Source organism: Modestobacter excelsi, from assembly GCF_005930495.1.
Classification (GTDB): Bacteria; Actinomycetota; Actinomycetes; order Mycobacteriales; family Geodermatophilaceae; genus Modestobacter; species Modestobacter excelsi.
Map to the genome: position 1 here is coordinate 24186 of NZ_SJEX01000025.1, position 23647 is coordinate 47832.

A 23647-nucleotide genomic window follows, 5' to 3' on the forward strand; every position below is an offset into this window, starting at 1 on the left:
CCGCGACAGCTGCGGTCCTCGAGATCCGTACCGACCCTGTCGCCACGCCCTTCGCTCTGGATACGTCTTCCCCGGCCCGTGCTGTCGCCGCGCATCAGCTTCGTGACCGTCGGCGTCCGCGACGACGCCCTCGCGGCGGGCGGTGTCCCGAATGGCGCCGGTGGACAGCGGACGGACAGCGCAGCAAGGCACCTTGGGTGGCGTCAGAGGAACGCCCGCTGGACAAAGGTGAGCGCGATGCTCGAGGTCAGGCTCTCGGTCGGCTCGATGCGGTGCAGGCACTGTGTGCGCGAGGTGACCGGCTGGCTCCGTGACGTCGCCGGCGTCCAGACCATCACGGCCGACGCGAACACCGGCACGGTCGTCCTCGGCGGCACCATGACCGTCGCCGATGTCCTGGCCGTGTTCGCCGGCTCCGGCTACACCGCGCGGGTTGTGGACGCAGCGCCGGCTACTGCGACGTGAGCTGCCAGGACTCCGCCATGTTCCCCGGGGGAGGCGCGCCCAGCCGACCGGCCGCACCGACTGCATCGCCGACCTGACCCCATAAGTCGTCGAGCTCAGCCTGCTCGTGCGGCGGTGCGGGTCGCGCCGACGCCTGCCGAACCTCGGCGGCCCTGCTCAGCCGCTCCTGCGCCTGGTCCCACTGATTCACGGATGCCGCCACGCGTGCCAGACCCTCCAGGCCGATCGCGCGCAAGGTCGGTTCGGTGTACTGCTCCCCGGCTGCGTGCACCTGCCTGTACCGGTCGGCGGCGTCATCCAGCAGCCCCTCGCGCCAGTCGCACCAGGCGACACCGGCGAGTGCCTGCCCGACCCACAGCGGAGTGCCCAGTCGGGTCAGGCCGCGCACCGCCTCCTCGAACAGCGGCCGGGCCGTCGTCGCATCTCCGTCGATCCGGGCAATCTGCCCCCGTCCCAGGCCGGCGAGGACAACACCGGCGGCGTCACCGACCTCCTCGGACGCAGACGCAGCTCGGTCGAACGCGGCCGAGGCCGCCTCGCGCTCGCCGACAGCCAGCAGCGCGACGCCGAGGTCGGAGAGCGCCCACTGGGCGGTGTTGAAGACCCCGGCCGAGCTCGACACCTCGATCGCCTGCTCAAGCACGGGTATCGCCTCGGCGTACCGGCCGAACGCTGCCAGCCCCCAGCCGAGGTGAAGGAGAACAGCTGACAGGCCCCAGGCGTCATCGAGCCGGCGGAACGCCTGCGACGCGGTCCGGCCCAACGCCCGCGACCGCGGCTCGTCGCCTCGGCGGATGAAGTTCTGCAGGCGGACGAACGCGACGACCGCATGACCCCAGTCGTCGGCCTGGGCGGTGAACTGCGCCTCCGCTTCGGCGAGCAGCTGTGCGAAGTGGCCGGCGTCCGAGCCGTCGAGCAGCTCGACTGCGAGCAGCACCTTCGACAGGGCAGCGCGATGCGCGTCACCCTCGGCCTCGAACAGCTGCAAGCTCGCCAGCGCCGTCTCCGCACAGCGCGGGCTGGGATGCACCAGGCAGGCCCGTGGACGCTCGACGATCGACAATGCCTGCAGCGCACGGGCTCGGGCCTGCTGGCTCCCACCGGGAGCGGCGATGAGCCTGGACAACACCTCTCGACCTTCGACGTGCCGTCCCAGGTGCCAGAACAGCGCCAAGGAGCCCGCCAGGCGTAGCCCGATTTCGACCCGACTCGGGTCGGCCGACAGCCACGCCAACGCGGCACGCAGGTTGGGCTGCTCGTTGCGCAGCCGCCGCAGCGCCGCCCGTTGTCCGTGGCCGCGCAGGCTCTGCTCGGCCTGCTCAGCGACATGCCGGAAGTACGTCGCGTGCCGGGCAGCCGCCTCGTCTCGCTCCCCGGCGGCGTCGAGCTGCTCGACTGCGTACTGCCGCAGCGTCTCGAGCATGCGGTACCGCGACGGCGAGCCGGGCACGAGCACGACCATCGACCGATTGACCAGGTGGTCGAGCACGTCGAACACCTCACCGCCGGGGATGTCCTCGCCCGCGACGACGGCCTCCGCTGCCTCCAGCGTCCAGCCGCCGTGGAACACGGCCAGGCGCCGGAACGCCTGCTGCTCGGGCTCCGACAGCAGCGCGTGGCTCCACTCGACGGTCGCGCGCAAGGTCCGCTGCCGCGCCTCTGCGGTGCGCGGCCCGCTGGTGAGCAGACCGAAGCGGTCACCCAGACGGTCGGCCAGGTCCGGCAGCGACAGCGACGACATGCGTGCCGCAGCGAGTTCGAGCGCGAGCGGCATGCCATCGAGCTGCCGGCACACCTGCGCCAGCGCCAGCAGGTACGGCTCCGACAGGTTCAGGCTCGCTCGGACAGCCGACGCCCGCTCGACGAACAGAGCAGCAGCTGGGAACTGCAGTACCTGCTCAGCGGGCGCCCCCTCGGGCGGCACCGCGAGCGGCGCGACGCTGACCTGCACCTCGCCGGGAACGGCCAGGGCTTCCCGGCTGGTCGTGAGCACGGTGACGTGTTCGGCCGCGCCGAGGATGGCGTCGACGAGCCTCGCCACCGCGTCGATGACGTGCTCGCAGTTGTCGAGCACGAGCAGCAGCCGCCGGTTCGCGAGATAGGCAAGCAGGCGGGCGCGCACCGCCGCATTCGGATCAGCACCGTCCAGCGGCACGCCGAGCGCGTCCGCGACCGTCAGGGGCACGTCAGCCGGGTTGCTCACCGCCGCGAGACGGGCGAGATGCACATGCTGCTCGAAGTAGTCGGCGAGCTGGTGCGCAGCGGCCATGGCCAGTGACGTCTTCCCGGCGCCACCAGGGCCTACCAAGGTGACGAGGCGCTGACGGGTGAGCGCGTCGCGCAGCTGCGTGAGCTCGTCGTCGCGTCCGATCAAGCGCACGGTGGGGATCGGCAGCGTCCGCTTCGGTCCGGTGCCGGCTTCCTGGCCCACCGCCGGGGTCCGCAATCCTCGCGCGGCGGGTCCGGGTTCGGCAGGCACCGTTGCCGCCAGATCAGGCTGTGCGGGTACGGCTGCGAGCGCATCGTCCTGCTCGAGGATGCGTTGGTGCACCTTGCGGAGCGCAGCGGACGGCTGCAGCCCCAGCTCGAGATCGAGGTGACGGCGAGTGCGGGCGAACACCTCGAGCGCGTCCGCCTGCCGCCCGGCGCGGTACAGAGCCGTCATCAGCAGACCGGCGAGCGCCTCCTGTCCGGGGTCCAACGCGACGAACGGCTCGAGGTCGGCGGCGACCTCGACGTGCCGGCCCGCCACCAGGGCCGCCTCGGCCCGCTCGGTCAACGCGGCCTGCCGCAGCTGATCCAACCGGGCGGCCTCGACGGAAGCCCAGCCCTGGCCGGCGAAGTCAGCGAGCGGGTCACCGCGCCACAGTTCGAGCGCCCCGTCGTACAGAGCCAGAGCGTCACCAGCAGCGGTGCCGCGCGTGGCGGTGCGCGCGGCCTGCACCAGGCTCACGAAACGGTGCAGATCCACACGGTCGGCGTCGACGTCGGCGCGGTACCCGGACGCCTCCCGAACGATGACGTCAACGTCCTGAGCGGCGAGTGCCCGACGCAGCTTTGACACCCGGAGCTGCAGGGCGTTCAGCGGGTCGGCCGGCAAGGCGGACTCCGCCCACAGCCGGTCGATGAGCGAGCTGGCGGCGACGGTCCGGCGCGGTGAGAGCAGCAGCAGGGCGAGCAAGCCGCGCTCGGCCGCCCCGGGCAGCTTCGCGGGCTCGTCGTCGACTCGCATCTGCATGGCGCCGAGCAGGCGGAACTCGACCTCGGTCACGGCGCACCCCTCACTGGCAGTCCGCAAGTTTGCACCCACCGACCCCGCTCGTACAGGAGACGGAACACCACTGTCCGGACGCTGTCCACGGCCGTCGGACCCGGCCGGCGGCAGACAGCGCGCCGACAGGACCGGCCGCGACTGTGACATCACCGGCGGCACGCCGCCGGCACCAGAAGGAGGACCCCATGAGCACCGAGACCTACACCGTCAACGGGATGACCTGCGACCACTGCAGCTGCAGTCGTTCTCCTACCGCCGCATGATCCCCGCCGGACGCGTCAGCCGAAGCAAAGGCAATCCCGGACACATGCCGGATACAGACCGACCAGGTCGTGACCTGCCCGCCTCGCGCAGGGTCCGCCAGTTGTCCGTCTGAGGGCGCCCGCGGACTGCTGGGCGGACAGTGGTCGACACCGACTCGGTGAAGCAGCGCGCGGGCGGATTGATCAAAGTCATGCATCGTCGCACCGGCTCACAGGCGACGTCCCCGTCTCAGCGTGGTTGCGCCTCGGCCGCCCGCTCCGCCAGCCGCTTGAGGTTGAGCAGTTGTCGGCGCGCCATGACCAGGTCGCCGACGGACAGCAGCGGCGCCGTCGGGCGGCCGCAGGCGACGGCGACCTTCAGCAGGAGCCGGGTTGACTCATCTGTGGGCCCGGGGGTGGGCACGAGCACGTAGGACATGACCGCGCCCATGATCCGGCCGGTGAGTTGCACTCCTGGCTCGACGCTCAGGATGCGCCCAGCCGGACGTCCACCGGCGGTCGTGAAGTTCTGACCCGGGACGGGCTCGGCAAGGCCGCGCAACTCCTGCGGCGAGCGGCGACCGAGGTTGTCGACCCAGTCGTAGGAGTATGGCGCGAGTCTGATCTGAGTGACCCACGACCACACGAGGCTTCGGTTGGCGTGGACGGTGACCCCGCGCCAGGCCTGCAACGCCGGAGTGGGGACGAGGTCATCGCACGGATAGTGGCGAGCGACCTCCTCAGCGCTCACGCCCCACCGATCGCCGATCATCCACCGGCCTCCTTCGACTGCACGCTCACCGGTGCCATCCTGACGGACGGATGTCCCCCGGTCAGGAGACGTGGACTGCCCCGACGAGCAGGAGGCCACATCCGGCGGGTGGGCGTAGGGCCATGCACGACCGGCGTAGTGGCCCGAAAACCCGCGGGCGGTCTTCCCCACGCAGGGGGCCCGATACTGACCATCAGCATCTGGAACCTGATGTCGGACACTGTCAGCCAAGCGTCGGGAGCCATGCCGAATAGGCAGGCCCGACCATCTCCACCTGGTCCGCCGGTATCAGTACACCGCTGCGGAATGCGCGACCGTATCTCGTCGGGATCGACAAGGGCACTGGCGTGACTCGCTTGTCGGGGAGTTGCTTCGTCAGTTCCCACAGCGTGGTCACCTCGGGCCCGGCGACCTCCTGCGTCGCGCCGCTGCGGTCCCTCGTCGCGCATTCAGCGATCACATCGGCCACGGCGTCCAGCGCGACAGGCTTGATCGTCATCGTCGGCACGAAGGCGAAGGGCCCGAACCTCATTCGGTCCACGTTCTGCCCGGCGAATTCGAACCACTGTGTCGAGCGGACGACGGTCAAGTTCTCGCTCTCCTGCCGTGCGACGCGCTCCTGAGCGGCCTTGGCCGCGAAGTAGCCGTAGCCTTGCACCTCAGGCAGATCACAGTTCACGATCGACAGCAGGATGTGCCGGGCGCCGGACGCGCGGGCGGCGGTAGCGATGGCGCGTGTCGAGCGGGTGAAGAAGTCCATCGCAGACCTCCGACCGATGATGAAACGGCCCGTCGCCTCCACGATCACCTCGGCGTGCCCGAGCCGACGCGCCGCGTCGTCGCGCAGCACGTCGAACCCGGTCGAGCGCGAGAAGAGCTCCGCGGTCCCGCCGCGCCGTGTGAGCGCGTGCTGAATTGCTCTCCCGGACAGGCCGCCACCCACTACAGCTGTGTGCATCAGGCCCTCCAGGCCGGTCACTCACACCCCATGAGAATGCATCCTCTATGATCGTAGAGGACAAGCATCGAAGGGAGCAACATGGGACGGCGCGAGCAGATCGCAGACGCGGGCGTGCGTCTGATCGGCCGGACCGGGATCCACAGCCTGACCCACCTGTCCGTGGATGCCGAAGCGGAGCTTCCGCGCGGCTCCACGTCCTACTACGCGCGCACTCGGCGCGATCTGCTCGCCCTTGTGGTGGATCGGCTCTCGGAAGGGTCGCAGGCCGACGTGGACGATCTTGCCGTCCCAGCCGTGCTCACCCGCGCTGAAGCAGCCCAGGTGGCCGTCGATGTTCTGGACCGCATGGCGCGCCGACAGGACGCACAGGCGGCGCGCTTCGCCCTGATGTTCGAGCTGCGCGACGACGCTGAGCTCCGAGCCGCGCTGACGACTCAGGCTGCGGTACGCCCCGTCCTCACCGCCGCGGCCGCCGAGCTGCTTCGCGCCATCGGTGTCACCGACCCAGCGGCGCATGCACCCGACCTGGTCGGGCTCGTCGACGCGCTGCTCATGTACCGGACCGCCCAGGCCGCGCCCGTCGACGCCGCCCGCGTGCTGCGTGCCTACCTCGACGGGCTCGCATAGCCCCATCGCACACGGCCGCCGCCGGTCAGCGCGACCTCGACGTCCTCGCCACACTCAGCCACGACGACCTCAGCGGCCTCGACACGAGCGGACTCGCCTCGCCCGGTCCCTGCGCGGCCTGTCCTCACGGCCGTCAGTGGTCTCGGGTCCTGTCCCTCAGCACTCGGTGCCACCAGGTCGCCCTGCACGGGCATCCTCGGCTCCCCGGCAAGCCGAGGGACGGCGGCCTGGAGGAACGAGCCGTCGGCGGCACGGCGTGTCGGCCACTCGCGGACGGCCGCGCGGGGATGCATGGCGATCGAGCGGAGTGCGGTGCCCGGACGCCGACGGCGCATGGGGACCAAGGGGCGCTCACTGCCCGGCGGTGAGCGACCCGGCCCGGATGCGTCATACACGTGACACGCCTCTTGTGACTCACCGCGCCGTGGAGGACCCGATGAACGCACCGACCCCTCATCCCACGATCGTGGTGGGCGCATCGCGCGGTCTTCGCCGCGCTATCGCCGTAGCGCTCGCCGAGGACGCCGGCCCGGTGGTCGCCGTAGCCCGCGATCAAGCCAGATTGGCCGACCTGGCTGCAGCCACCCCCGGCGTGGTGCCGGAACGTGCGGATGCCGCCGACCCGGAAGCCGCCACACGGCTGCTTCGCACCTACGATCCCCGGACGGTCGTCCTGGTCGCCGGCGCCACCCCGACGATGGCGCCGCTGCAGCACCAGACATGGGTGACGTTCTCGGCCAACTGGCACGCCGACGTACAGATCGCCTTCCACTGGATCAGGGCGGCCTTGGCTCGACCGCTCCCCCCGGGCAGCCGGGTGATCGTCATCAGCAGCGGCGCCGCGCTCGCCGGTTCACCGCTCAGCGGCGGATATGCCGGCGCCAAGGCAACCCAGCGGTTCCTCGCCGGATACGCCCAGGAGGAGGCGAGCCGTGCCGAGCTCGACCTCGCCTCCACCACGGTGTTCCCCCGACCCTCCCCCATGACCGACGTGGGCCGGGCGGCGGTGCAGGCCTACTCCGCCCGAGACGGCCTGTCGGAGGAGGCCTACGTCCATCGGCTGGGCGGAGTCCTCACCCCCGCGATCGCCGGTCGGGCGCTGGTCGAGCTGCGCGCGGCCGACACCACGGACCTCTCCCCCGGCTATCTGCTCACCGGTGACGGACTGAAGCCGATGGGCTGACCTACACCGCGACCAGCCCCCTACCAGCGACGGCCGCTACCCGGCCGACCGCCCAACCCGGTCATCCCGGGAACGGCTCGCGCCACCACCCACCAACAGAAGAAGGGCAGCGCCAACGACATGACCAGATCAACAACGCCGATATCGCCAGCTATCACGATCACAGCGACAGGACCGTGATCGAGCGACACCTGGCCGGTCCACCTGTTCGACCTGCACCGGGTGAGCACCGCCTTCATCCCCCACCTGGAGCGCTCTTCGGAAGCGATGGTGAACACCCTCTCGATCAACGCCCTCGCACCACTGCCACTGATCCCGGCGTACGTGCGACCCACGATCAGGCGGGCGCGTTGGACGTTCCGGCGCTCGGCGTCTACCGCTTGCGAGAAGGGCGGATCACCCGGTCGCAGATGTACCAGGACACCGCCGAGGTGGCGCGGTTCCTGTCCGGCGCGGAAAGCGCCGTGCCGTCCGCGACCACGCTCCAGGTGACCCGCGTGCACGCGCAGGACCCAGCCCTGTTCAGCGCCCACGCCCAGCAGTCGTTGCCGCTGATTGCCGGATACGGGTGCGCATTGCTCGCACGCTCCACGAGCCGCCCCGAGGTGATCGAAGGCGAGTGGCCGACCGGCATGGTCTTTCTGCACTCGTGGCCGTCGAAGGCCCGCTTCCGCGAGTTCTACGACAGACAGTGACGAGTACCGGACGGGGCGCCGGCTTCGCCTGGATTCCGGTCGCTCGGATCTGGTGGTCTTCGACGCCTCCTCGCCACGCCCACGCTCGTGAGAGCAATGGCTGCAGCCGTCGATCACAGTCCGAGCTGCTGCTCACGCGGTGCCCGCGCAGGCCCCCTGCAAGCGAGGAGCCGGACGAACGACCGCGGTACATAGCCGCCCTCGTGCATCCCGTCCGGCCCGGTCAGGACTCTCGCTCGAGGTGAGCGGCCGCTCGGGCGTTCCAGGTCTCGAAGAGCCGCTGGCAGTGCACGTCGATGACTGGCCGGCCTGCAGCGCGTCGTACAGGTATGGACGACAGCCTTGTGGTCGCCGCGCAGGCCGGCGACGCCGCCGCATTCGGACGCTTGATCGAGCCGTTCCGCCGGGAACTGCAGGTGCACTGCTATCGCATGCTCGGCTCGATCGAGGACGCCGAGGACGCCGTGCAGGAGACCCACCTGCGGGCGTGGGCGCGGCTGGATGGCTATGCCGGCCGAGGCACCTTCCGCGCTTGGCTCTACAGCATCGCAACCCGTGCCTGCCTGGACCTCCTGCGACGACGCAAGGTCAGGTCATGGCCGCCCGACGTGGCTTCCCCTTCCGACCCCCGGATGCATCCCGCACCGCCAGTCGACCTGGCGTGGCTGCAGCCCTACCCCGACACCCTGCTGGCCGCACCGGCGCCACCCGACGGCCAACCGGAGAGCATGGTGACGGCGAAGGAGACCATCGAGCTGGCGTTCCTGGCCTCGATCCAACGGCTACCGGCGCGCCAGCGCGCGGTGCTGATCCTCCGCGACGTGCTCGACTGGTCGGCCGGGGACACCTCGGCGGCCCTGGACATGTCAGTGGTGGCGGTCAACAGCGCCCTCCAGCGGGCCCATGCAACGCTGGCGGACTACCTCCCCTCCGACCGCGACCTCTGGACCGGGCACTCCAGCGAGAGCGACCGGCAGACACTGTCGCGGTTGATCGACGCCTGGGAGCGCTCGGACACGGCCGCCCTGGTTGCCCTGCTCCGGGCCGACGCGCGACTGGTGATGCCGCCGCGGCCCACCTGGTTCGCCGGCCGGGACGCGATCGAGGTCTTCCTGCGCGAGCACGTGTTCGGGCAGATGGGCTCTCACTGGCTCCTGCGCCCCACCGCGGCGAACCGGCAGCCGGCGTTCGCCCTCTACCGTCAGCAGATCGGCGCGCTCGACCATCGCCCCTTCGCCCTTGGCGTGCTGGACGTGAGCGGCGGTCGAATCTCCGAACTGGCCATGTTCACCCAACCGGAGCTGTTCGATCGCTTTGAGATGCCGGACTTGTTGTGAGCGAGGATGGCGACGGGCTGTCCTTTCTCGGTGACCGCGATCTCCCGGGGCATCGGGTTCGCACCGTCGTCCTGGAGTCCGGGGACACCCTGGAGGTCCATCGCGCGCACTGGCTGGACGTGCTCGTCGTGGTGGAACGGGGATGCTTGCAGGTCGAGTGTGAGGGCGGTGCCCGCGCCGCCTTCGATGCTGGCGCGGTGTTGGTCCTGACGATGCCGGAACTGCGGCGGCTTCACAGTGTCGGTTCTGCCGCGCTGGTCCTCAGCGTCCTGTCCCGACGGGCGCACGGCGACGCGGCGGCGCCCGAGGACTGAGGGACGTTGTTGCCCGGTGGTGAGTCGCCGCGCGCAGCGCCGGCCGGCTCGCCCGCTGCCGCGGCCTACCCGAGCGTCGGCTGGCACAGCTTCGCCGAGTGGGCCGCCGCCGTGAACTGGGATCGGCTGCTCAGCTGATGCCCACACGAGCAGGGCCGGTGTGCTGACCGGCGGGACGGTCACCGGAAGCCCGCTCTGTCCGGGCTACGACGTCCGGACGAAGTCCCCGATGAGCTGGGCGAGGGCCTCTGGCTGGTCCAGCGAGATCAAGGCCCTGGTGTCGTCGACCTCCACCAGCTACCCGCGGGGGAAGAGGGCGGCGAGCCGGCGGCCGTGCTCCGGGGGCATCACCCGGTCACGGCGCGCCCACACTACCAGCGCCGGCTGGGTGAAGGTGCGCAGGCGTTCCGCGGCATCGAGGAGATGCGGCCGGGCTGCCCGGATCGAACGCAGGACCTGCACTGTGTCCCGTCGGATCGCCGGCTGGGCGAGGACCGCCCGGATCCACCCGGCCGTAGCAGCGTCGCCCCTGGCCGTGAGCCAGCCGAAGGCGACCGGGAGCCGTCGCAGGGCCCGCAGCCGCAACTGTTGCATGAACAGCCCGAACAGCCAGGGTGGCAGCCGGCCGGCCAGGGCAAGGGTGGTGCCGGTCACCCGGGCCGGGAGGTTGCCGAATGCCTCGCAGGAGACGAGGACGAGGCGCGTCACGCGTGCGATCCCCTCCCCCTTCCATCCGCGCAGCTGCCGCTCACCAGCAACTGGGCCAGCACACCGCCGGTGTCGCTTCCGACGAGGGTGACGTCGGACAACTCCAGTCGCTCGATCAACTCGCCCACCAACGTGGCGAGTCCGGGAAGCGACAGGTCGGCGCCGCCGCGGACCGGATGACGGTGGGCACCCATCCGGAGCGTGGGAGCCACGCACCGATGGCCGGCGGACAGGGCAGCGATGGACGCGTCCCACAGGGCGGAGTCCATCAGCAGGCCGTGGAGGAGAACCATCGGCGTACCGGGACCACCGGTGTCCCGGTAGTCGATCGTCCCGACCGACAGCTCCATCTGTGACATCGCGGGGCTGTTCACCGAGCCGGGGCATCGACGACGCGAACCCGCTGGTCGACCAGATGGCGCCGCAAGAAGGCGATCTCGGCGTCGACCGCCTGCTCGTGCTGGTCGAGGAACGTGGCGTAGTGGCCGCCCGGCAGGTGCACGACCTCGGAGCGGGGTGCGCGGGACGCCGCGCGCACGGCGGGCCCCACCAGGGCGGACTGGTCCTGGTCGCAGACGACCACCAGGAGCGGGCAACGCACCCGAGCGGCCGCGCGGCCCGGTCGATAGAAGCCCACCCGCAGGGCCGAGCGGGCGGCAACTGCCTGCTGCCAGTCCGGGTACCGGTCACCAGGGTTCAAAGCCGCGCACCCGTCCTGGGCATCCGGCGTCGTCAACACAGCGAGTGTTCCGGGGGGTCCGCTCAACGGCACCAGCCGTGGCGCCCGGCCGAGCAACCCGCCGAGCGCATCCAGCACGCCGCGTCCCAGAAGTCGGAGCATCGAGGGTGGGTGCTGGTACCGCATGGCGTTGCGCGCAGCGGCCTGACCGTCGGCGTTGGGCGTCTGCGCGATCGCCGCAGCCAGCGTCGGATGGTCGGCGGCTACCGGGAAGACGTGACCTCCGGACGACGAGAACCCCCAGATCGCGATCCGGGCCGGGTCGACACCGGGCACGGTGCTGGCGTAGGCGATTGCCGCGTTCCAATCGGCGCGTTCGTCTCGAGGGCGGACGACCTGGCGCGGTTCCCCGCCGCTCTCACCAAGGCGGCGATAGTCGAACGCGAGCACAGCGAACCCGGCTTCGGCGAAGCGCTCCGCGAACCGGTCAGTGCCGGGTTCCTTGGTCACGGCCATGCCGCCGGCCATCACCACGCAGGCGCCGTTCGACCCCGGGTACAGCCATGCCGCGCACCGGCTGTCGCCACTGGCGAACCAGACCTTCTTTCGTTCCACGGGCATCTCACGTCCTCCTCAGGACCACGGTGAGTCGGAGAAAGTGAACCACGTGGTTCACGTCGATGTCCATGATCGCATGCATCACCGAGCTGCGATGCTGCGTGAAGGGGCGAACGAAGTCCTGGGGTCTGCACGAGGCGGTCAGCCCTGCACGTCTGCGCCCTCTTCCCGATCCAGAGCACGCGCCAATGCCTCGAACCCGGCCCCTATTCTCATGGGGTCACCGCTGGTCCGGGCGTCGATCAGAAAACCCCGGAGCGTGCCGAGGACCATTGCGGCGACCTCCAGCCGGCGATCGTCGGACCAACTCGGCGGGCACAGGCTCATGAGCGCCGGCATGTACTGCTCCGACGCATCCTGCCCGAGCACGGCGTAGCGAGCGGCGTCATACATCGCCAGGCCGATTGCCTGGTCAAGCACGAGGGCCTCGTCCGCCACGAGAACGGGCCAGATCGCCCGCACCCGGCCCGCCAACGTGCGTGCGCGCCCGGCGGCAGCCAGTCCGCCGCTGACCCGCCGCTGACGAAGCCGCAGGACGCCCTGGATGAGCAGGTCATCGACTCCGTCGAAGTGGTATAGCAGCACCTTGTGCGTCGTGCCGGCTGCGCGGGCGGCCCGCCGGAGGGAGAAGTCGACCAGCCCGTTGGTCGCGAGGTCCTCCGTGACCCTGTCGAGCAGTTCCCGACGCCGGGCCTCACCCCGATCCGAACGCGACGAGCGCCTGTAGCCGGCGCGCCCGTTCTCACTCCGCGCTTCAGCCCTGTCCACCGGTACAGCATCCATCGCCGGTCCACAGCGAGGCCTGGTGATCGGTGGGGCGGCTGGATCGGGCATCGTGGGCATCTACAGCCAGGTCTTTGCCAGCATCGGCGAGGCAGGCGGCCGACCAAATGAGCAGCCTGCTGCAACCCGGCGGACTCACTCCAACTGCAGCCAGGGAGAGTTCGGCCATCCTCCGGATGCAAGACGGCCTGGTGAATCGGATGGAGCTGAGCGGAGTCGAACCCCTGACCCACACCGCCAGGGCGGCTATGGGGCGTTCGCGGAGGTCCACTGAAGTACGTTTTCGCAGCTCAGAGCGTTGCCCGGTCATCCAGGAACATCGGCGAACTACCCTGCACAACACGCTTTGGCCACCGCCGTGGCACCACCTGGCGGCCGCCTGATCGGGCTTTCCCCGACCGCGAGCAGTTGGTCGGCGTCTCGGCCGATGACGTCCCCAAATGCTGCCGGCCGTGCAAGATCAGCCGATGATCGAGTCAGCCCACACACTTCCGCCCCGCCGCCGCAAGCGAAGTCGCGCGCATCGCCGGCCTCGCCGGACTGTCCGTCAGCCGCATCCCAGAGATCACCGGGCCCGGCCGCAGTGACAGCGCCGCATCACGACGCGTTCGTCCGAGCACTCCCCCGCGCATTATCAGCATCGAGGTAGACAACGCCAGCCGCGTGGAACAGCGCGCCAATGTCTCCGACCCCGCGTCTCGATCAGTCGCGCTGCAAGACGTTGCCCACCACCCGGACTCCCGCCCCGGCGACGATCGCCCCGGCCTCCACGTCTCGGGTCACCACGGCGCCGTACCCGATGACCGCAGCGTCGCCCACGGTGACGCCCTTGAGTACCGCCGCCCTTTCCGCCAGCCACACGTCATCGCCCAGACGCACCGGCCGGGTCGGCGAGGAGGCGTGCCGCTCGTTGGGGGCTGTGCCGTGGAAGTCGGTGTCGAAGATGGCGCCGGCGCCGAGCGTGGCCCGGGCGCCGATGACCACGGACTCCCGGGCTGCTATGTGGATGCCGTTGAGGTAGGAGTCCGGGCCGATCTCGATGACGGCGTCGCGGGTGAGCGTGTTGAGCCGGTTGGGCTGCCCGCTCTTGCTCTCGAGGTTGCACCCCGCTCCGATCACCACTCGCCCGGGACCCCCCACCGTGAGCCGACCGGCGATCATCACGCCAGGCCCCAACAGGACGCGGGGATGGCGCCGTCGGAAGAGAGCAATCCGTAGCGCCCGACGCAGCCTTCCATTCATGGCGGTGAGCTTGCCAGAACCAGGCACGCGACATCGCCCCTGAATGGGCCGCTCACGGACACCCCGCCTGGCGATCGGACCGCGATGCGAGGTGACGTAGCCACGACGCGGGCGTGGGACGTAAACGAACAGCCCTGCGAATTGATCTTGATGCGTTTGCTCGCGTTTGCTGCAACGTATGAGAGCAGCTCAAGGGCCGTATTGGTGATGAGCGAAGCGAACCATCAATTGCGATCAACGGTCATATTGAGTGCCTAAAGAGTGCTCGCGGCCATGCCTCTTGACCTCGACGGAGGCGAGCAGCTGCATCGCCGCGGCCGAGGGGCCGCGAGGCGAGTTGCGCCTGCGGGAGGGTGGCGAGTATGTGCAGGCTGGTAACTCCAGGGCGCTGTGACCCCGCCAAGGTCAGGACCAGACGTGTTGAGCTCGAGTCGAAGAGCACCATCGATCCCGTGCGTGCGGCTACTGCTGACGTTGATCACCACCGGCGCCACCCAAGGACGCGCTTCAGCCGGCCGGGGTGGCGGCGCTGGCGACGTGCCCCTCGTTGCCGAGCGAGTCGTCGACCCTCCGGTGCAGGCTCCACCATCCGCCCATCGCGGAGCGCTTCATTGGCTCGAAGAGCACGGCCACTCGCTGGCCGACGGGCAGACCCGGCCGCTACCGGGCCACCGACGCCGATCCTCCCGCTACCTCGTGGACGCGGCGGGTGAACGCAGCCCGATCAGTGCCCGTCGGCGTACGGCCGTACCGCGTCGACGTAGCGCGGGCAATAGGCTGCGACCGAAGCGCCGACGAATAGCCGGGCCTGCCGGTCGGTCATGCCACCGGCGGTCATCAGGGTGCCGACCTGCTCGGGCTCCTGCCCCCGGTCGAAGAGGATGCACACCCCGTGTGCGTCGGTGATCGTGGTAGAGCCCCCGTCGGCGGACGGGGTGATTCCTTGCATCCGCAGCACCGTGAGGAATCGGTCGTCCAGCGTGGCGCCATCAACGGTGGGCTCCGCCGTGGCCGTGGCCGCGGCCGCGGTCTTGGCGGCCGATGCGTCCCCCGCGGTCGCAGACGCAGCAGGCGTCGAGGCCGCCGGAGCCGCGGCGGGCTGCGTCGATCCGTGCTGGAACGCGAGAGCGACACCGGCGCCGAGGCCGCAGGCGAGGATGAAGCCGCAGACACCCGCCGGCAGCACCCACCCGCGACGGCGCATGGGTGCAGGTGACACGACCACCGGCGGGACATGGGGGTCGATCTGGGTCATCCGAACCTCCATCTGTTGGACGGGCACACCGACGCAGCCGGCCGCCTCATCCGGTCGCCCGCCCGACCAGAGTTGGGTGTCGGACCACCGGCGGGACCTGGCGTTCCACGGTGTGGACGTCGAAGTCGCTTGCATGGGCACATGGGGAATGCCGGACGTCGGCACCGCGCCGTGTGAAGGCCGTCTACAGCAGCCCGAGGGACGGATGCGTCAGTTGGCAGATTCCGGGCAGTAGGCGGCGATGGACGCGTTCACCAACGTGGCCGACTCAGCCGCATCCCAGCCCTGACTTCCCACAGCCGACGCGGCAAGGGCCCTCGCGTCAGCCATGGTCAGGCCCCCGGTCTGGAGAACCGCGCAGACCGCGTGCGCTGATTCGATCAGCTGGGACCCGGGGGCTGCGGCCCGCAGATCCGGAGCGCCTGCGGCGAGGGCTGCGAGGAACTCCTCGTCACTGCTCATACCACCCGACGACGCCTGGGCCGCCTGGGCGCTTTGCGCCGCCTGTGCCGCTGAGCTCTGCGCGGCCTCTGCGGTGCTGGCGCGGGCCGCGGCACCACTGGCACTCGCCTCGGCCTGCTGTACCTGCGCCGACGCCGACGCGGCGGCCGTCACCGCGGATGCCTGTGCCGCCTCAACCGCAGCAACAGCGGAGTCGGCACGGTCACTGGCGCCGATGAGGGCTCCAGAAAGGACACCGATCCCGGCGAGCAACAACGCACTGACGAGCGCGAAGGTGACCGCCAGCCTCGAGGGCCGCCTGCGGCTCACCTGCGACACCGCGGGGCCTGCGGGGTGCTCGGTCGCCCCGGGCTGGAGATGGGGGTGGTCACACGGGTTCCTCTCACACCTCGGCCACATGGCCGGGCGACTCTGCCTGCTCTCATTGATGCCTGCAAGGAATGCCTCGCCCAAGCGGGCGAGTCCGTCCGCGGGCGGCATCTGTGAAGGAGATATCGGCAACTGTGGCCGCCGCTGAAGTTGATGCCCGGGCCTCACGGGGCGGCTGCTCCGGGGCCCGCACGGCGACGGTGGCTCCCCGTGGGCCGACGCCCACGGGCACGGCTGCCGCCTCACGGGCCAGCAAGGACCCCAGTGAGTGCGGCCATCACCGTGTCCCCGTCGTTGGCCAGCACCTGGTGCCGTAGGCCCGAACAGCGACGTGGCGCGTCTTCTTCGGCTTGACTGGATTGGTCGAGGCGACTGGTAGGCGTGGCGATAGGGGGAGGCACCGCGATCGCCCAAGTCGAGGGCTGAGTCCGACTGGTTGCCTGTTACCGCATCAGCGAGCCTTACGGCGTCCGTTGAGACAGCCGCGAGGACGTGGACGGATGCGGACCCGTCGTTGGGGTTCCGCCCGCGGCGGGGTTCGGGGCACGACCCTGATGGGTCCGCCTGGGACGCGGCTGGGTCTGCACCGCCGCGCGGAAGACGAACCGCCGGACGTCGGCGACCACGGGGACCATGTCCGCGCACTCCACCTGGTGCCAGTTCTGGTCGAGGGGGCCGCTGCGGGTAAGCCAGCTGCGGTCGTTCCCCGGCCAGCGCTCCATCAGTTCGCCGAGCGTGCAACCGCCGGGCGCCGCCGGGATCGCTGTCAGCAGCCGCTCGCCGAGGTCAGGTCGCCCGGTGGCCAACGCCAGCAGGAAGCGCGCCTGCGCCAGGTCTTCGTCGGGGATCACCGCCTTGAGCAGGCGATAGGTGTTGAGGTAGCGCTTGAACGCGCGGGGGGATCGGGTCAGTAGCGGGGCCAGCCAGCCGATCGCCACCATCTCGTCCTCCTGAAGCACGACCGACCGCGGTGGGGAGGTGGCAAGGTCCACTTCACCGACCGGCTCGTCGCTGGCAGGGTGCTGCTCCGCCCAGGTCTTGAACCGCGGAGCTGTTGGGTCTTCTGCGGACGGGGTGCCCCCGGGAGCGGCCGCGGCCGGCGATGGCCGGTCGTCGCGGTGGCCCAGCAGGCCGAGCGCCATCGCCGTGGCCACCTGCCCGGACGGAGGGTCGAGCCAGACTGGGAGCTGGAAGATCTTCTCCAGGTAGTTGTCCGGGGTCACGTCGCCACCCGTGAGAAGTGAGGGGTAGACGCTGGCGAGCTATTTCGTCACCCAGTGGACATCCACCGCCACGATCACGACGAACAGCGGGTACGACAGCAGGAGGTGCACAGCCTCGAGCACCTGAACGACGACCTTGGGAGGGCACCGGTCCAAATCGTCCACGTATAGCACCACCCGATTGACCACGTCGTCGTCCGGCAGCGTCTCGTTGTGCTGGGCGACCGCGTTGGAGATGACCTCCAGGTCTCCGCGGACCGTGCCGACGAGGCCGAGCTGACTGCGGTAGTCGTCACTGGTCGCTCGTCCCTGGAGGTACTCGACCAGGAGGTCCCCTACCTCCGTGGCCCCGGCCTTCTCTCGCGCTGCCTCGAGCTCCTGCTCGGCCTCGCGGGCGGTGCGCTCCGCAGCGGCCACCGCAACTGCCGCCGTGGCGGCACGCTCCTCAGCCGCCAGGAGGTCAGCGTGCGTTGCTGCCTCGTCCTCCCGGGCGGCCGTCTCCGCCACGTCGATCTCCGCCACCCGTTGGTCGATCCACTGCGTCCCTCGGCGCAGCCAGGCCGCCAGACCAGTCGCGGTGCCCGTTAGCCAACTGATCGTCGTGACCGATGCCATCAGGCTCGGTGCGAGGAGGTACATCAGCCCTGCGACGAGCAGAGCGGCCGCTGGTCCGACGAACAGCGCCAGGAGCAGCCGGGCCCCGCCGCCGCCCCGGACGAGGCCGCGCAGCGAGTCGACCGATCGTCTAGCGGCGCCCAGCCCGTCCCACACCTGCTCGAATGAGCCGGTAACGGATTGAAGGCCGGCCCGGCGTGCCGCTTCGTCGACGACCTGGCGGGTGGACCCGCTAACGGTCGCTGTCGCCGCCCGCGTCCGTGCGGTGGCCAGCGCACGTGCAGCCTCCTCCCGAGCCGCTTGCCTGGTCCGCACGTCGGCTTGCGCCGCTGCTCTGCTCCGCCGAGCCGCCGAGAGCCGCTGCACGGCGTCGTCGTCCAAGACCTTGCCCCGGTCCACCGATCCACTCGCTGTCGCTGCAGCACCTCGAGCTCAGGGGGCAGTTGCAGCGGCTCGACCGTCGGTCGGCTGAGCTCACGGATCAGCTGTTCGATCATTCCCGCCCACACGTTCGCCGACGCGTAGTGCCACGCGTTGAAGTGGACCTGCCGGATGGTGCGCCACGCCCACAGCGAACGCTGAGGGCGCCCCGACTCGCGCGACTCCCGGGTCAGGTCGTCTACCCGGTGCGCCAGGCGTCGCATAGAAAACGTTTTGCCCGAGCCCCACGCCCCAAAAGTCCGACCGACAACGGGGGTTGCAGCGCGCGAGCCGACACCAGGGCGGCCAGGGCATCGACGATGGGATCAACACCCAGGAGGTCATCGCCATCGGGTGAGTCGGCGGTGTAAGAGGTGAGGCGCAGCTCCTGCGGTGCATCGATGCGCCAAATTCGGAAGGTCATGTTTCTCGTGGCCACACCGAGGGCGGCGGCATCGGGACTGAGGGCCACCGCCGTGATCTCGTCCTGTGTCTCCCAGCGCGCGACCACGGCGTCCTTGGTCAGGACGGCGATCTGCCGGTCGCCGGCGGCGACGGTCAGTCCTCCGGCCGCGGCCAGGTGTTCGACGGATTGTCCAGTGAGGGCCGGGATGATGGCGTTGTCGGCGTCCTGGCCTGTCGACCAACTCAATCTGCGCACGTGCCCGCTGAGACTGCCGATCAGAAGGTCGTCCTCGGTCTCCGCGAGCCGTACCGAGCCTTCCGGTGCGTGTGCCAGCAGGACCCACTGCCGGTCGGGCCCCCGGCGTAGACCTCCCCATGATGCGCGACGGCGACCTGTTCGCCGCCGAGAGCGATCGCTTCGACGCCGCCCTCGAACGGAAACCGTTCACCCAGCCGCACCGGTGCGCCGCCGTCAGTGACGCCCCACCAGGCATCCGCCCCCGCGGCAGCGCCCACCGCGAGGGCCGTCTCGCCGACGGCGACGCAGTCCGCAGCTGGCCAACTCTCGTCGACGTCGAGTTGGTCGGAAGCCGGGTCGTAGACGATGAGACCCCCGAGGCTCTGGCCAGCATGGAGCTGACCGCCACGAGACCAGCCCATTCCTTGTACCGGAACCTCGACGATGCGTCTTGAGGACGCACCACTGCCGACGTAGACGCCGCCGTCGAAAGCCGCCGCCCAGCGTCCGATCCGCCCTCGAGGCTCTGCCGCCTGGCGTGCGAGTGCCAGGTGGAAGGCCGCGCCCTCGCCGGGAAGACCGAGCAGGTCGACGGCGCGTGGAAGGAGACCGAGGCTGAGGGCGGCGAGAGGGGCCCGTCGCCGCAGCAGCCGCAGACCCACCGGCGTCAAGAAGTCCGTGAGGGTCGGGTGGACCTCGTGGGCCAGACCGGCGACGAGGCCCCAGCGTTCGGCCACGCCGGCCACCTCGGGCTCGAGCAGACAGAGTCCAATGACGGCCAGGCGACCGAACAGAGGGCCGTCCGCCGTCAACAGCGGAACGAGTTCTTCCATCCACCGGTCCGTTGGCTGCTCGAGCGGGGCCGCCGGCCAGGGTTGCGGGCGCGCTACCGGCCAGTCCCTGAGATAGTCCGACCGGTGCCGGTCGAGAACGCTGTCGATCAGCGCTGTCACGGGTACGGGCGCACGCCCGAACTGCGCCGTCCCGCCCGCGACGGTGCTCGAAAGGGACATCGGCTGTCCCACCGTCAGCCTGCCGATGCCGGAGACATGCGCGGAGCGTAGTGGGCCCAGTCGAGTCCGAGGCTGCCTCGCACTGCGCGACCGGGCTAGACGTGCTCGAACCTAAGCGCGCCACCGGTGGCCAGCGTCAGCGATGACGGCCCGCCGGGCGCCTTCGGCATCTCCAGACAGCGCCCAACGATTTCCGCGCCCGCCCTGGACCGAGCACAGCAGCCCCCGACCGACACACTCGCTGGTCAGGGAATCGCTATGGGTCCCCGATGGGACGTGAACCTACAGCCCTGCAAATTGATCTTGATCTATTTGCTCGCGTTTGCTGCAGTGTACAAGCGCAGCTCAAGGGCCATATTGCTGATGAGCGAAGCGAACGGGACTGGTGAGTTCAACGTGGTCGGCCGCGGTTCTTGCCGGGGCGTTGTGCAGTGGACTGGCCGTTCCGGCGTGGACTGCAGGAGGCCTCCGCCACCTGGGTAGGTCGGACTTGAGCACGCCCGTGCTGCAGATCGTCGGGGCGAGCATCGGCGCCTTGGTGGGAGCGGCGACAACCCTTGCAGCCCTGCGCATGGGCAGTGTGTGGCTGGCAGCTCCCCTGGTGCTCTGGGGAGCTGCACTGGTCGCCGCGAGCTGCTGCGACGCGGTCTCTCAGCGGATCCCCACAGCCCTCGTCCGGCAGGCCATCTTTGCGACCGGCGTGTTGCTGACCTGCGCACTTGGCTTCCACGGTGACTGGGACGGCTTGCTGATGAGCGTGATCGCCGCCACGGCGGCGGGCAGTGTCGCTCTGCTGTGCTGGCGTTTCGCCAACGCCGGCTTCGGTGACGTACGCCTGGCGGTCCTCGGTGGATTGGGCCTGGGTCATGCGACTCACCGGGGCCTGCTCATCGCTGTGATCGCGATGGTGTTGGTCGTCTCGATGCAGGCATCGATGACCGTGCGGCGGGGCGGGAGCCTCAAGACGCCGATCGCTCTCGGCCCGATTCTCAGCGTCGGCTTCCTGATCGCGGCCGTCTCGTGACCTCGGGCACCCACTTGCTTGCCGTCCGAAGGTCCGGCACGGCGGCATGCCACGGGACGTGTGACCACCACTTCAGTGCCAACCGAGTCCCCGGACAAGCCGCCACCCGAAAGACCGCCACTCACTGATCAGCGCCAGCACCGGGCAAAGTCTGCTCATCGGAGGTCGCGTCGCTCGATTGCACGACCGGGCGTCGGGGTAACTGCTCCGCGGGCGGCCTTACCTTGTAAACGGCGTTGGTCAAGGAACATGCTCATGTCCCACTGGAGCCAAAAACGTCCGTGCCTCCCGGTGTCCGCAACTCACGGGGACCGTCCCTCTCCAGCATCCAGGTAGGAAACTGATGTGGATCACCGCCGAAGTCCTCGCGCTCGCGGCCGTCGCCTGGGTCATGTTGTGGCGGCTCGACGACTGGCGTGAATGGGCCCTCTGCGCCGAGGTCGACCCCGACGCCTTCTTCCCGGGAAAGGGCGAGTCCACCCGGGACGCCAAGAACATCTGCCGCAGATGCCTGGTGAGGATCGAGTGCCTGCGTTCCGCCCTGGCCAACGATGAGCGCTTCGGCATCTGGGGTGGATTGTCCGACCGCGAGCGCCGCCGGTTTCGGCTGAGAGCGGCGGACGGCGCGGTGCGGCGCGCCAACCCCTCGGAGCCCTGTTGAGGCCGTAGCTCCCTCCTGCTGTCACCCATGAGGACCCGAATGCGCCTCCTCGGACAGTTGGTCAGCCGAGGGAACTGGGCCGTCCACTGCGGACAGGGCGGATTGAGGGTCTGGTAGACCACCTCGGCGCCTTGAGCAACGGCGGCGGTGAAGGCGGGGGCGCGGGCATCGCCGCCGATGACCTCGACGTCGTCGGGGAGGGCGGCGTGCCCAGAGCGGTTGACCAGCCGGGCGGTCTCGCCCCGGCGACGCAGGGCGTCGAGCGTCGCCAGGCCGATGGCCCCGGCGCCGAAGATGACGTGCCGCGGCGTCGTGGTGTTCATGCGCGTGCCTCGCTCGGTGTCGTGTCAGCGGCGGAGTCGCCCGTGGCGTGGGAGGGCAGGAGTAGAGGAAGAAGCAGCCCGGACAGGGCGGAGAAGGTGATCGCGCCGTAGGCGCCGAAGACGGTGAACTGGTGGTCCACGGCGATCCCGCCGAGGCTGGTGGCGGTCCAACCCAGCGCCCACAGTGCGGGCATCGCCGCCGCCCAGAGCCAGCGCATGCGGGCGGCGCGGGGCAGAGCCAGGGCCTGCGCCGGTCCGAGGACGAGGCCGGTGAGCGCGCCCATCAGTGCCAGGTCGGCCAGGGAGGTGTCGTAGCCGACGGTGACGGCGCCGAGGAGAAGCCCGGCACCCATGCCCATCACGGTGGCCGGGACCCACCTGCGGATGTCCAGCCGACCCCGGCTGGCCACCGTCTGTCCGGCGCCGATGACGGCTCCGGCGACGGCTCCGCCCAGGAACGCGGCGACCGGGTCGTCGACGCGGCCGGCGACTCCGGTGCCGGCAAGCCCGGCGAGGGGAAAGGCGAGGAACCCGACGGTCCAGATGAGCCACGTACGCACGCGGGATGCTCTCGACGATCGGATGGTGGTCATGGGGGTCAGCTCCTGACACCGGCAGCGGCCAGCAGAGTGGGGACGGCAGGCCGGCGGCGGTGCCGCAGGATGAGGACGGCGCCGAAAGCGACCAGCCACAGGCTCCACAGCACGTAGCCGGCGAGGTTGGCGGTGTCGACCAGCGGCAGGTCGAGGGGTGAGAGCAGCCCGGCGGCGACGAGCGTGGCCGACACCGAGCCGAGGGCGACGAACCAGCGGCCGGCGAACCCGGTGCCGAGGGCGGCGAGGACCAGAGCCGTCCAGGCGGCGGTGAGCAGATAGCCACCGGTCTCGCCGACCAGGTTGCCCAGCACGCGGTCGGCGGTGCCGAACGCCGCACGGGCGCCGGCCGCCGCGTCCGGGTCGCTGCCCGCGGCCGTGGCGGCCCAGCCGGGCACCAGCAGCGGCCAGCGGAGCAGGCCGACGACCTGCACTACGGCGGCGGCTACGCCGACGGGCACCGCCCACCGCATGAGCCGCGATGCCGAGAGCCGGCCGACGCCGACCGCGACGGGGGCGAGCAGCGCCGCCCCCAGGGCGAGGGCGATGAACCAGGCGCTGACGGAGGCCTGCGAATCGCGGAAGGAGGCGAGGACGTCGTCGGCGGGCTGCTTGAGCACGTCGGGGTAGCCGAAGACGGCGCCGAGGCCGGTGAAGGCCACGTTGACGAGTACGGCTGCGGTGATCATGAGGACGGCGGTGCGGCGCGGTGTCATGACGGGGTTCCTTGTCTGGGCGGGATCGGTGTGCCGGTCAGCGCCGGGTGGACAGCGCCGCGATGTGGGCCACCAGCAGGGAGTCGGGGTGGGCGGCCTGGTGGTCGCGGGCCAGCAGCAGGGTGCGGTCGTGGTCGCCGCACAGGTGAGCCGTGGCGACGGCGACCAGTTGGCGATCGCGGCTGCAGGTGGCGGCCGCGGCAGCCCGGGCGAGCAGCTCCGTCCGGGAGGGGGTGATCAGGGCGGCGGCGACGAGCACCGCTGGGTCCTGGCTGGTGCAGGCGGCGTCGCGGAGGGCGTGGCTGCTGCCGTCGCTCCCCGCGATGAGGTCCCGGATCAGCTGTTCCGGGTCCCGAGTGGCTGCCATGTGGGGAACCCTGGACGGGAGGGCTGACGACGCTCTGATGACGGGCTGACGGCCCTACGCTCG

At 70.4% G+C, this 23647-nt stretch carries 25 protein-coding genes; 8 read left to right on the forward strand and 17 right to left on the reverse strand.

From position 1 onward, the window contains the following. The first annotated feature begins 102 nt into the window (after positions 1 to 102). Positions 103 to 465 carry a heavy-metal-associated domain-containing protein gene (locus tag FHL80_RS10655; RefSeq protein WP_138733394.1) on the forward strand — a complete coding sequence of 121 codons (363 nt, stop codon included), beginning with the start codon at positions 103 to 105 and terminating at the stop codon, positions 463 to 465. Here the strand turns inward: FHL80_RS10655 and FHL80_RS10660 are convergent. From FHL80_RS10660 to FHL80_RS10670, 3 genes are all read right to left on the reverse strand, one after another. Next, positions 452 to 3736 carry an AfsR/SARP family transcriptional regulator gene (locus FHL80_RS10660; RefSeq protein WP_216870608.1) on the reverse strand — a complete coding sequence of 1095 codons (3285 nt, stop codon included), beginning with the start codon at positions 3734 to 3736 and terminating at the stop codon, positions 452 to 454. The two genes, FHL80_RS10655 and FHL80_RS10660, sit on opposite strands and share 14 nt — an antisense overlap. Before the next feature lie 495 nt (positions 3737 to 4231). Beyond that, positions 4232 to 4753: a polyketide cyclase gene (locus tag FHL80_RS10665; protein ID WP_138733396.1), complete on the reverse strand. Its 522-nt coding sequence runs from the start codon at positions 4751 to 4753 to the stop codon at positions 4232 to 4234. 223 nt (positions 4754 to 4976) lie between these two features. After that, a complete protein-coding gene (locus FHL80_RS10670) occupies positions 4977 to 5732 on the reverse strand; it encodes an SDR family oxidoreductase (RefSeq protein WP_216870609.1) in 756 nt (251 codons plus the stop codon). 60 nt (positions 5733 to 5792) lie between these two features. Between FHL80_RS10670 and FHL80_RS10675 the strand changes: the two genes are divergently transcribed. From FHL80_RS10675 to FHL80_RS10695, 5 genes are all read left to right on the forward strand, one after another. Continuing rightward, positions 5793 to 6341: a TetR/AcrR family transcriptional regulator gene (locus tag FHL80_RS10675; protein WP_138733397.1), complete on the forward strand. Its 549-nt coding sequence runs from the start codon at positions 5793 to 5795 to the stop codon at positions 6339 to 6341. Between the two features lie 436 nt (positions 6342 to 6777). After that, complete coding sequence (locus FHL80_RS10680; protein ID WP_138733398.1) at positions 6778 to 7524, forward strand: SDR family NAD(P)-dependent oxidoreductase; 747 nt, start codon at positions 6778 to 6780, stop codon at positions 7522 to 7524. Positions 7525 to 7874: 350 nt separating this feature from the next. After that, positions 7875 to 8219 carry a DUF1330 domain-containing protein gene (locus tag FHL80_RS10685; protein WP_138733399.1) on the forward strand — a complete coding sequence of 115 codons (345 nt, stop codon included), beginning with the start codon at positions 7875 to 7877 and terminating at the stop codon, positions 8217 to 8219. A gap of 329 nt (positions 8220 to 8548) precedes the next feature. Next, positions 8549 to 9556 (forward strand): RNA polymerase subunit sigma-70, encoded by a 1008-nt coding sequence (locus FHL80_RS10690; protein WP_138733400.1) that lies wholly within the window; start codon positions 8549 to 8551, stop codon positions 9554 to 9556. After that, positions 9553 to 9870: a hypothetical protein gene (locus FHL80_RS10695; protein ID WP_138733401.1), complete on the forward strand. Its 318-nt coding sequence runs from the start codon at positions 9553 to 9555 to the stop codon at positions 9868 to 9870. The genes FHL80_RS10690 and FHL80_RS10695 overlap by 4 nt, the downstream gene beginning before the upstream one ends. A gap of 297 nt (positions 9871 to 10167) precedes the next feature. On the opposite strand, the gene FHL80_RS25465 is transcribed toward FHL80_RS10695, so the two are convergent. The 11 genes from FHL80_RS25465 to FHL80_RS10745 form a co-directional block, all read right to left on the reverse strand. Continuing rightward, complete coding sequence (locus FHL80_RS25465) at positions 10168 to 10578, reverse strand: alpha/beta fold hydrolase (protein WP_216870610.1); 411 nt, start codon at positions 10576 to 10578, stop codon at positions 10168 to 10170. After that, positions 10575 to 10928 (reverse strand): alpha/beta fold hydrolase, encoded by a 354-nt coding sequence (locus tag FHL80_RS25470; RefSeq protein ID WP_216870611.1) that lies wholly within the window; start codon positions 10926 to 10928, stop codon positions 10575 to 10577. Before FHL80_RS25470 ends, FHL80_RS25465 begins: the two co-directional genes overlap by 4 nt. Positions 10929 to 10948: 20 nt before the next feature. Continuing rightward, positions 10949 to 11872 carry an alpha/beta hydrolase gene (locus FHL80_RS10705; RefSeq protein ID WP_216870612.1) on the reverse strand — a complete coding sequence of 308 codons (924 nt, stop codon included), beginning with the start codon at positions 11870 to 11872 and terminating at the stop codon, positions 10949 to 10951. A gap of 144 nt (positions 11873 to 12016) precedes the next feature. After that, positions 12017 to 12643, reverse strand: coding sequence for a TetR/AcrR family transcriptional regulator (locus tag FHL80_RS10710; RefSeq protein WP_216870613.1), 627 nt, complete (start codon positions 12641 to 12643; stop codon positions 12017 to 12019). A gap of 717 nt (positions 12644 to 13360) precedes the next feature. Continuing rightward, positions 13361 to 13780 (reverse strand): acyltransferase, encoded by a 420-nt coding sequence (locus FHL80_RS10715; RefSeq protein WP_246078600.1) that lies wholly within the window; start codon positions 13778 to 13780, stop codon positions 13361 to 13363. 844 nt (positions 13781 to 14624) lie between these two features. Next, entirely contained in the window at positions 14625 to 15086 is a 462-nt protein-coding gene (locus FHL80_RS10720) for a DUF732 domain-containing protein (RefSeq protein ID WP_216870614.1), read from the reverse strand. Between the two features lie 279 nt (positions 15087 to 15365). Beyond that, positions 15366 to 15926, reverse strand: coding sequence for a DUF732 domain-containing protein (locus tag FHL80_RS10725; protein ID WP_138733406.1), 561 nt, complete (start codon positions 15924 to 15926; stop codon positions 15366 to 15368). 521 nt (positions 15927 to 16447) lie between these two features. After that, positions 16448 to 17209 carry a hypothetical protein gene (locus tag FHL80_RS10730; protein WP_138733407.1) on the reverse strand — a complete coding sequence of 254 codons (762 nt, stop codon included), beginning with the start codon at positions 17207 to 17209 and terminating at the stop codon, positions 16448 to 16450. Between the two features lie 39 nt (positions 17210 to 17248). Beyond that, the gene (locus FHL80_RS10735; RefSeq protein ID WP_216870615.1) at positions 17249 to 18223 is read right to left on the reverse strand and encodes a P-loop NTPase fold protein; all 975 of its coding nucleotides are present in this window, start codon (positions 18221 to 18223) and stop codon (positions 17249 to 17251) included. Between the two features lie 220 nt (positions 18224 to 18443). Beyond that, a complete protein-coding gene (locus FHL80_RS10740; RefSeq protein WP_138733409.1) occupies positions 18444 to 18896 on the reverse strand; it encodes a hypothetical protein in 453 nt (150 codons plus the stop codon). A 29-nt stretch (positions 18897 to 18925) separates the two neighbouring features. Further along, positions 18926 to 19840, reverse strand: coding sequence for a hypothetical protein (locus FHL80_RS10745; RefSeq protein ID WP_138733410.1), 915 nt, complete (start codon positions 19838 to 19840; stop codon positions 18926 to 18928). 562 nt (positions 19841 to 20402) lie between these two features. On the opposite strand from FHL80_RS10745, the gene FHL80_RS10750 reads away from it, so the two are divergent. After that, positions 20403 to 20924, forward strand: a complete 522-nt coding sequence (locus tag FHL80_RS10750; protein WP_138733411.1) for a peptidase — start codon at positions 20403 to 20405, stop codon at positions 20922 to 20924. Positions 20925 to 21267: 343 nt separating this feature from the next. Beyond that, positions 21268 to 21585: a WhiB family transcriptional regulator gene (locus FHL80_RS10755; protein WP_138733412.1), complete on the forward strand. Its 318-nt coding sequence runs from the start codon at positions 21268 to 21270 to the stop codon at positions 21583 to 21585. Positions 21586 to 21904: 319 nt separating this feature from the next. Here FHL80_RS10755 and FHL80_RS10760 read toward each other — a convergent pair whose 3' ends face one another. From FHL80_RS10760 to FHL80_RS10770, 3 genes are read right to left on the reverse strand one after another with little or no spacing between them, the layout of a single operon-like run. Then, positions 21905 to 22468, reverse strand: coding sequence for a hypothetical protein (locus FHL80_RS10760; RefSeq protein ID WP_138733413.1), 564 nt, complete (start codon positions 22466 to 22468; stop codon positions 21905 to 21907). Between the two features lie 38 nt (positions 22469 to 22506). After that, complete coding sequence (locus FHL80_RS10765; RefSeq protein WP_138733414.1) at positions 22507 to 23217, reverse strand: DUF4386 family protein; 711 nt, start codon at positions 23215 to 23217, stop codon at positions 22507 to 22509. A gap of 37 nt (positions 23218 to 23254) precedes the next feature. Continuing rightward, complete coding sequence (locus tag FHL80_RS10770; protein ID WP_138733415.1) at positions 23255 to 23584, reverse strand: hypothetical protein; 330 nt, start codon at positions 23582 to 23584, stop codon at positions 23255 to 23257. Positions 23585 to 23647 lie beyond the last annotated feature (63 nt).

What these genes read in the sequence shown, in the direction of transcription:
- FHL80_RS10665 (WP_138733396.1), bottom strand. Translation starts at nt 4,753, where the DNA reads ATGATCGGCGATCGGTGGGGCGTGAGCGCTGAGGAGGTCGCTCGCCAC.
- FHL80_RS10675 (WP_138733397.1), top strand. Translation starts at nt 5,793, where the DNA reads ATGGGACGGCGCGAGCAGATCGCAGACGCGGGCGTGCGTCTGATCGGC.
- FHL80_RS10680 (WP_138733398.1), top strand. Translation starts at nt 6,778, where the DNA reads ATGAACGCACCGACCCCTCATCCCACGATCGTGGTGGGCGCATCGCGC.
- FHL80_RS10690 (WP_138733400.1), top strand. Translation starts at nt 8,549, where the DNA reads ATGGACGACAGCCTTGTGGTCGCCGCGCAGGCCGGCGACGCCGCCGCA.
- FHL80_RS25470 (WP_216870611.1), bottom strand. Translation starts at nt 10,928, where the DNA reads ATGGAGCTGTCGGTCGGGACGATCGACTACCGGGACACCGGTGGTCCC.
- FHL80_RS10755 (WP_138733412.1), top strand. Translation starts at nt 21,268, where the DNA reads ATGTGGATCACCGCCGAAGTCCTCGCGCTCGCGGCCGTCGCCTGGGTC.
- FHL80_RS10765 (WP_138733414.1), bottom strand. Translation starts at nt 23,217, where the DNA reads ATGACACCGCGCCGCACCGCCGTCCTCATGATCACCGCAGCCGTACTC.
- FHL80_RS10770 (WP_138733415.1), bottom strand. Translation starts at nt 23,584, where the DNA reads ATGGCAGCCACTCGGGACCCGGAACAGCTGATCCGGGACCTCATCGCG.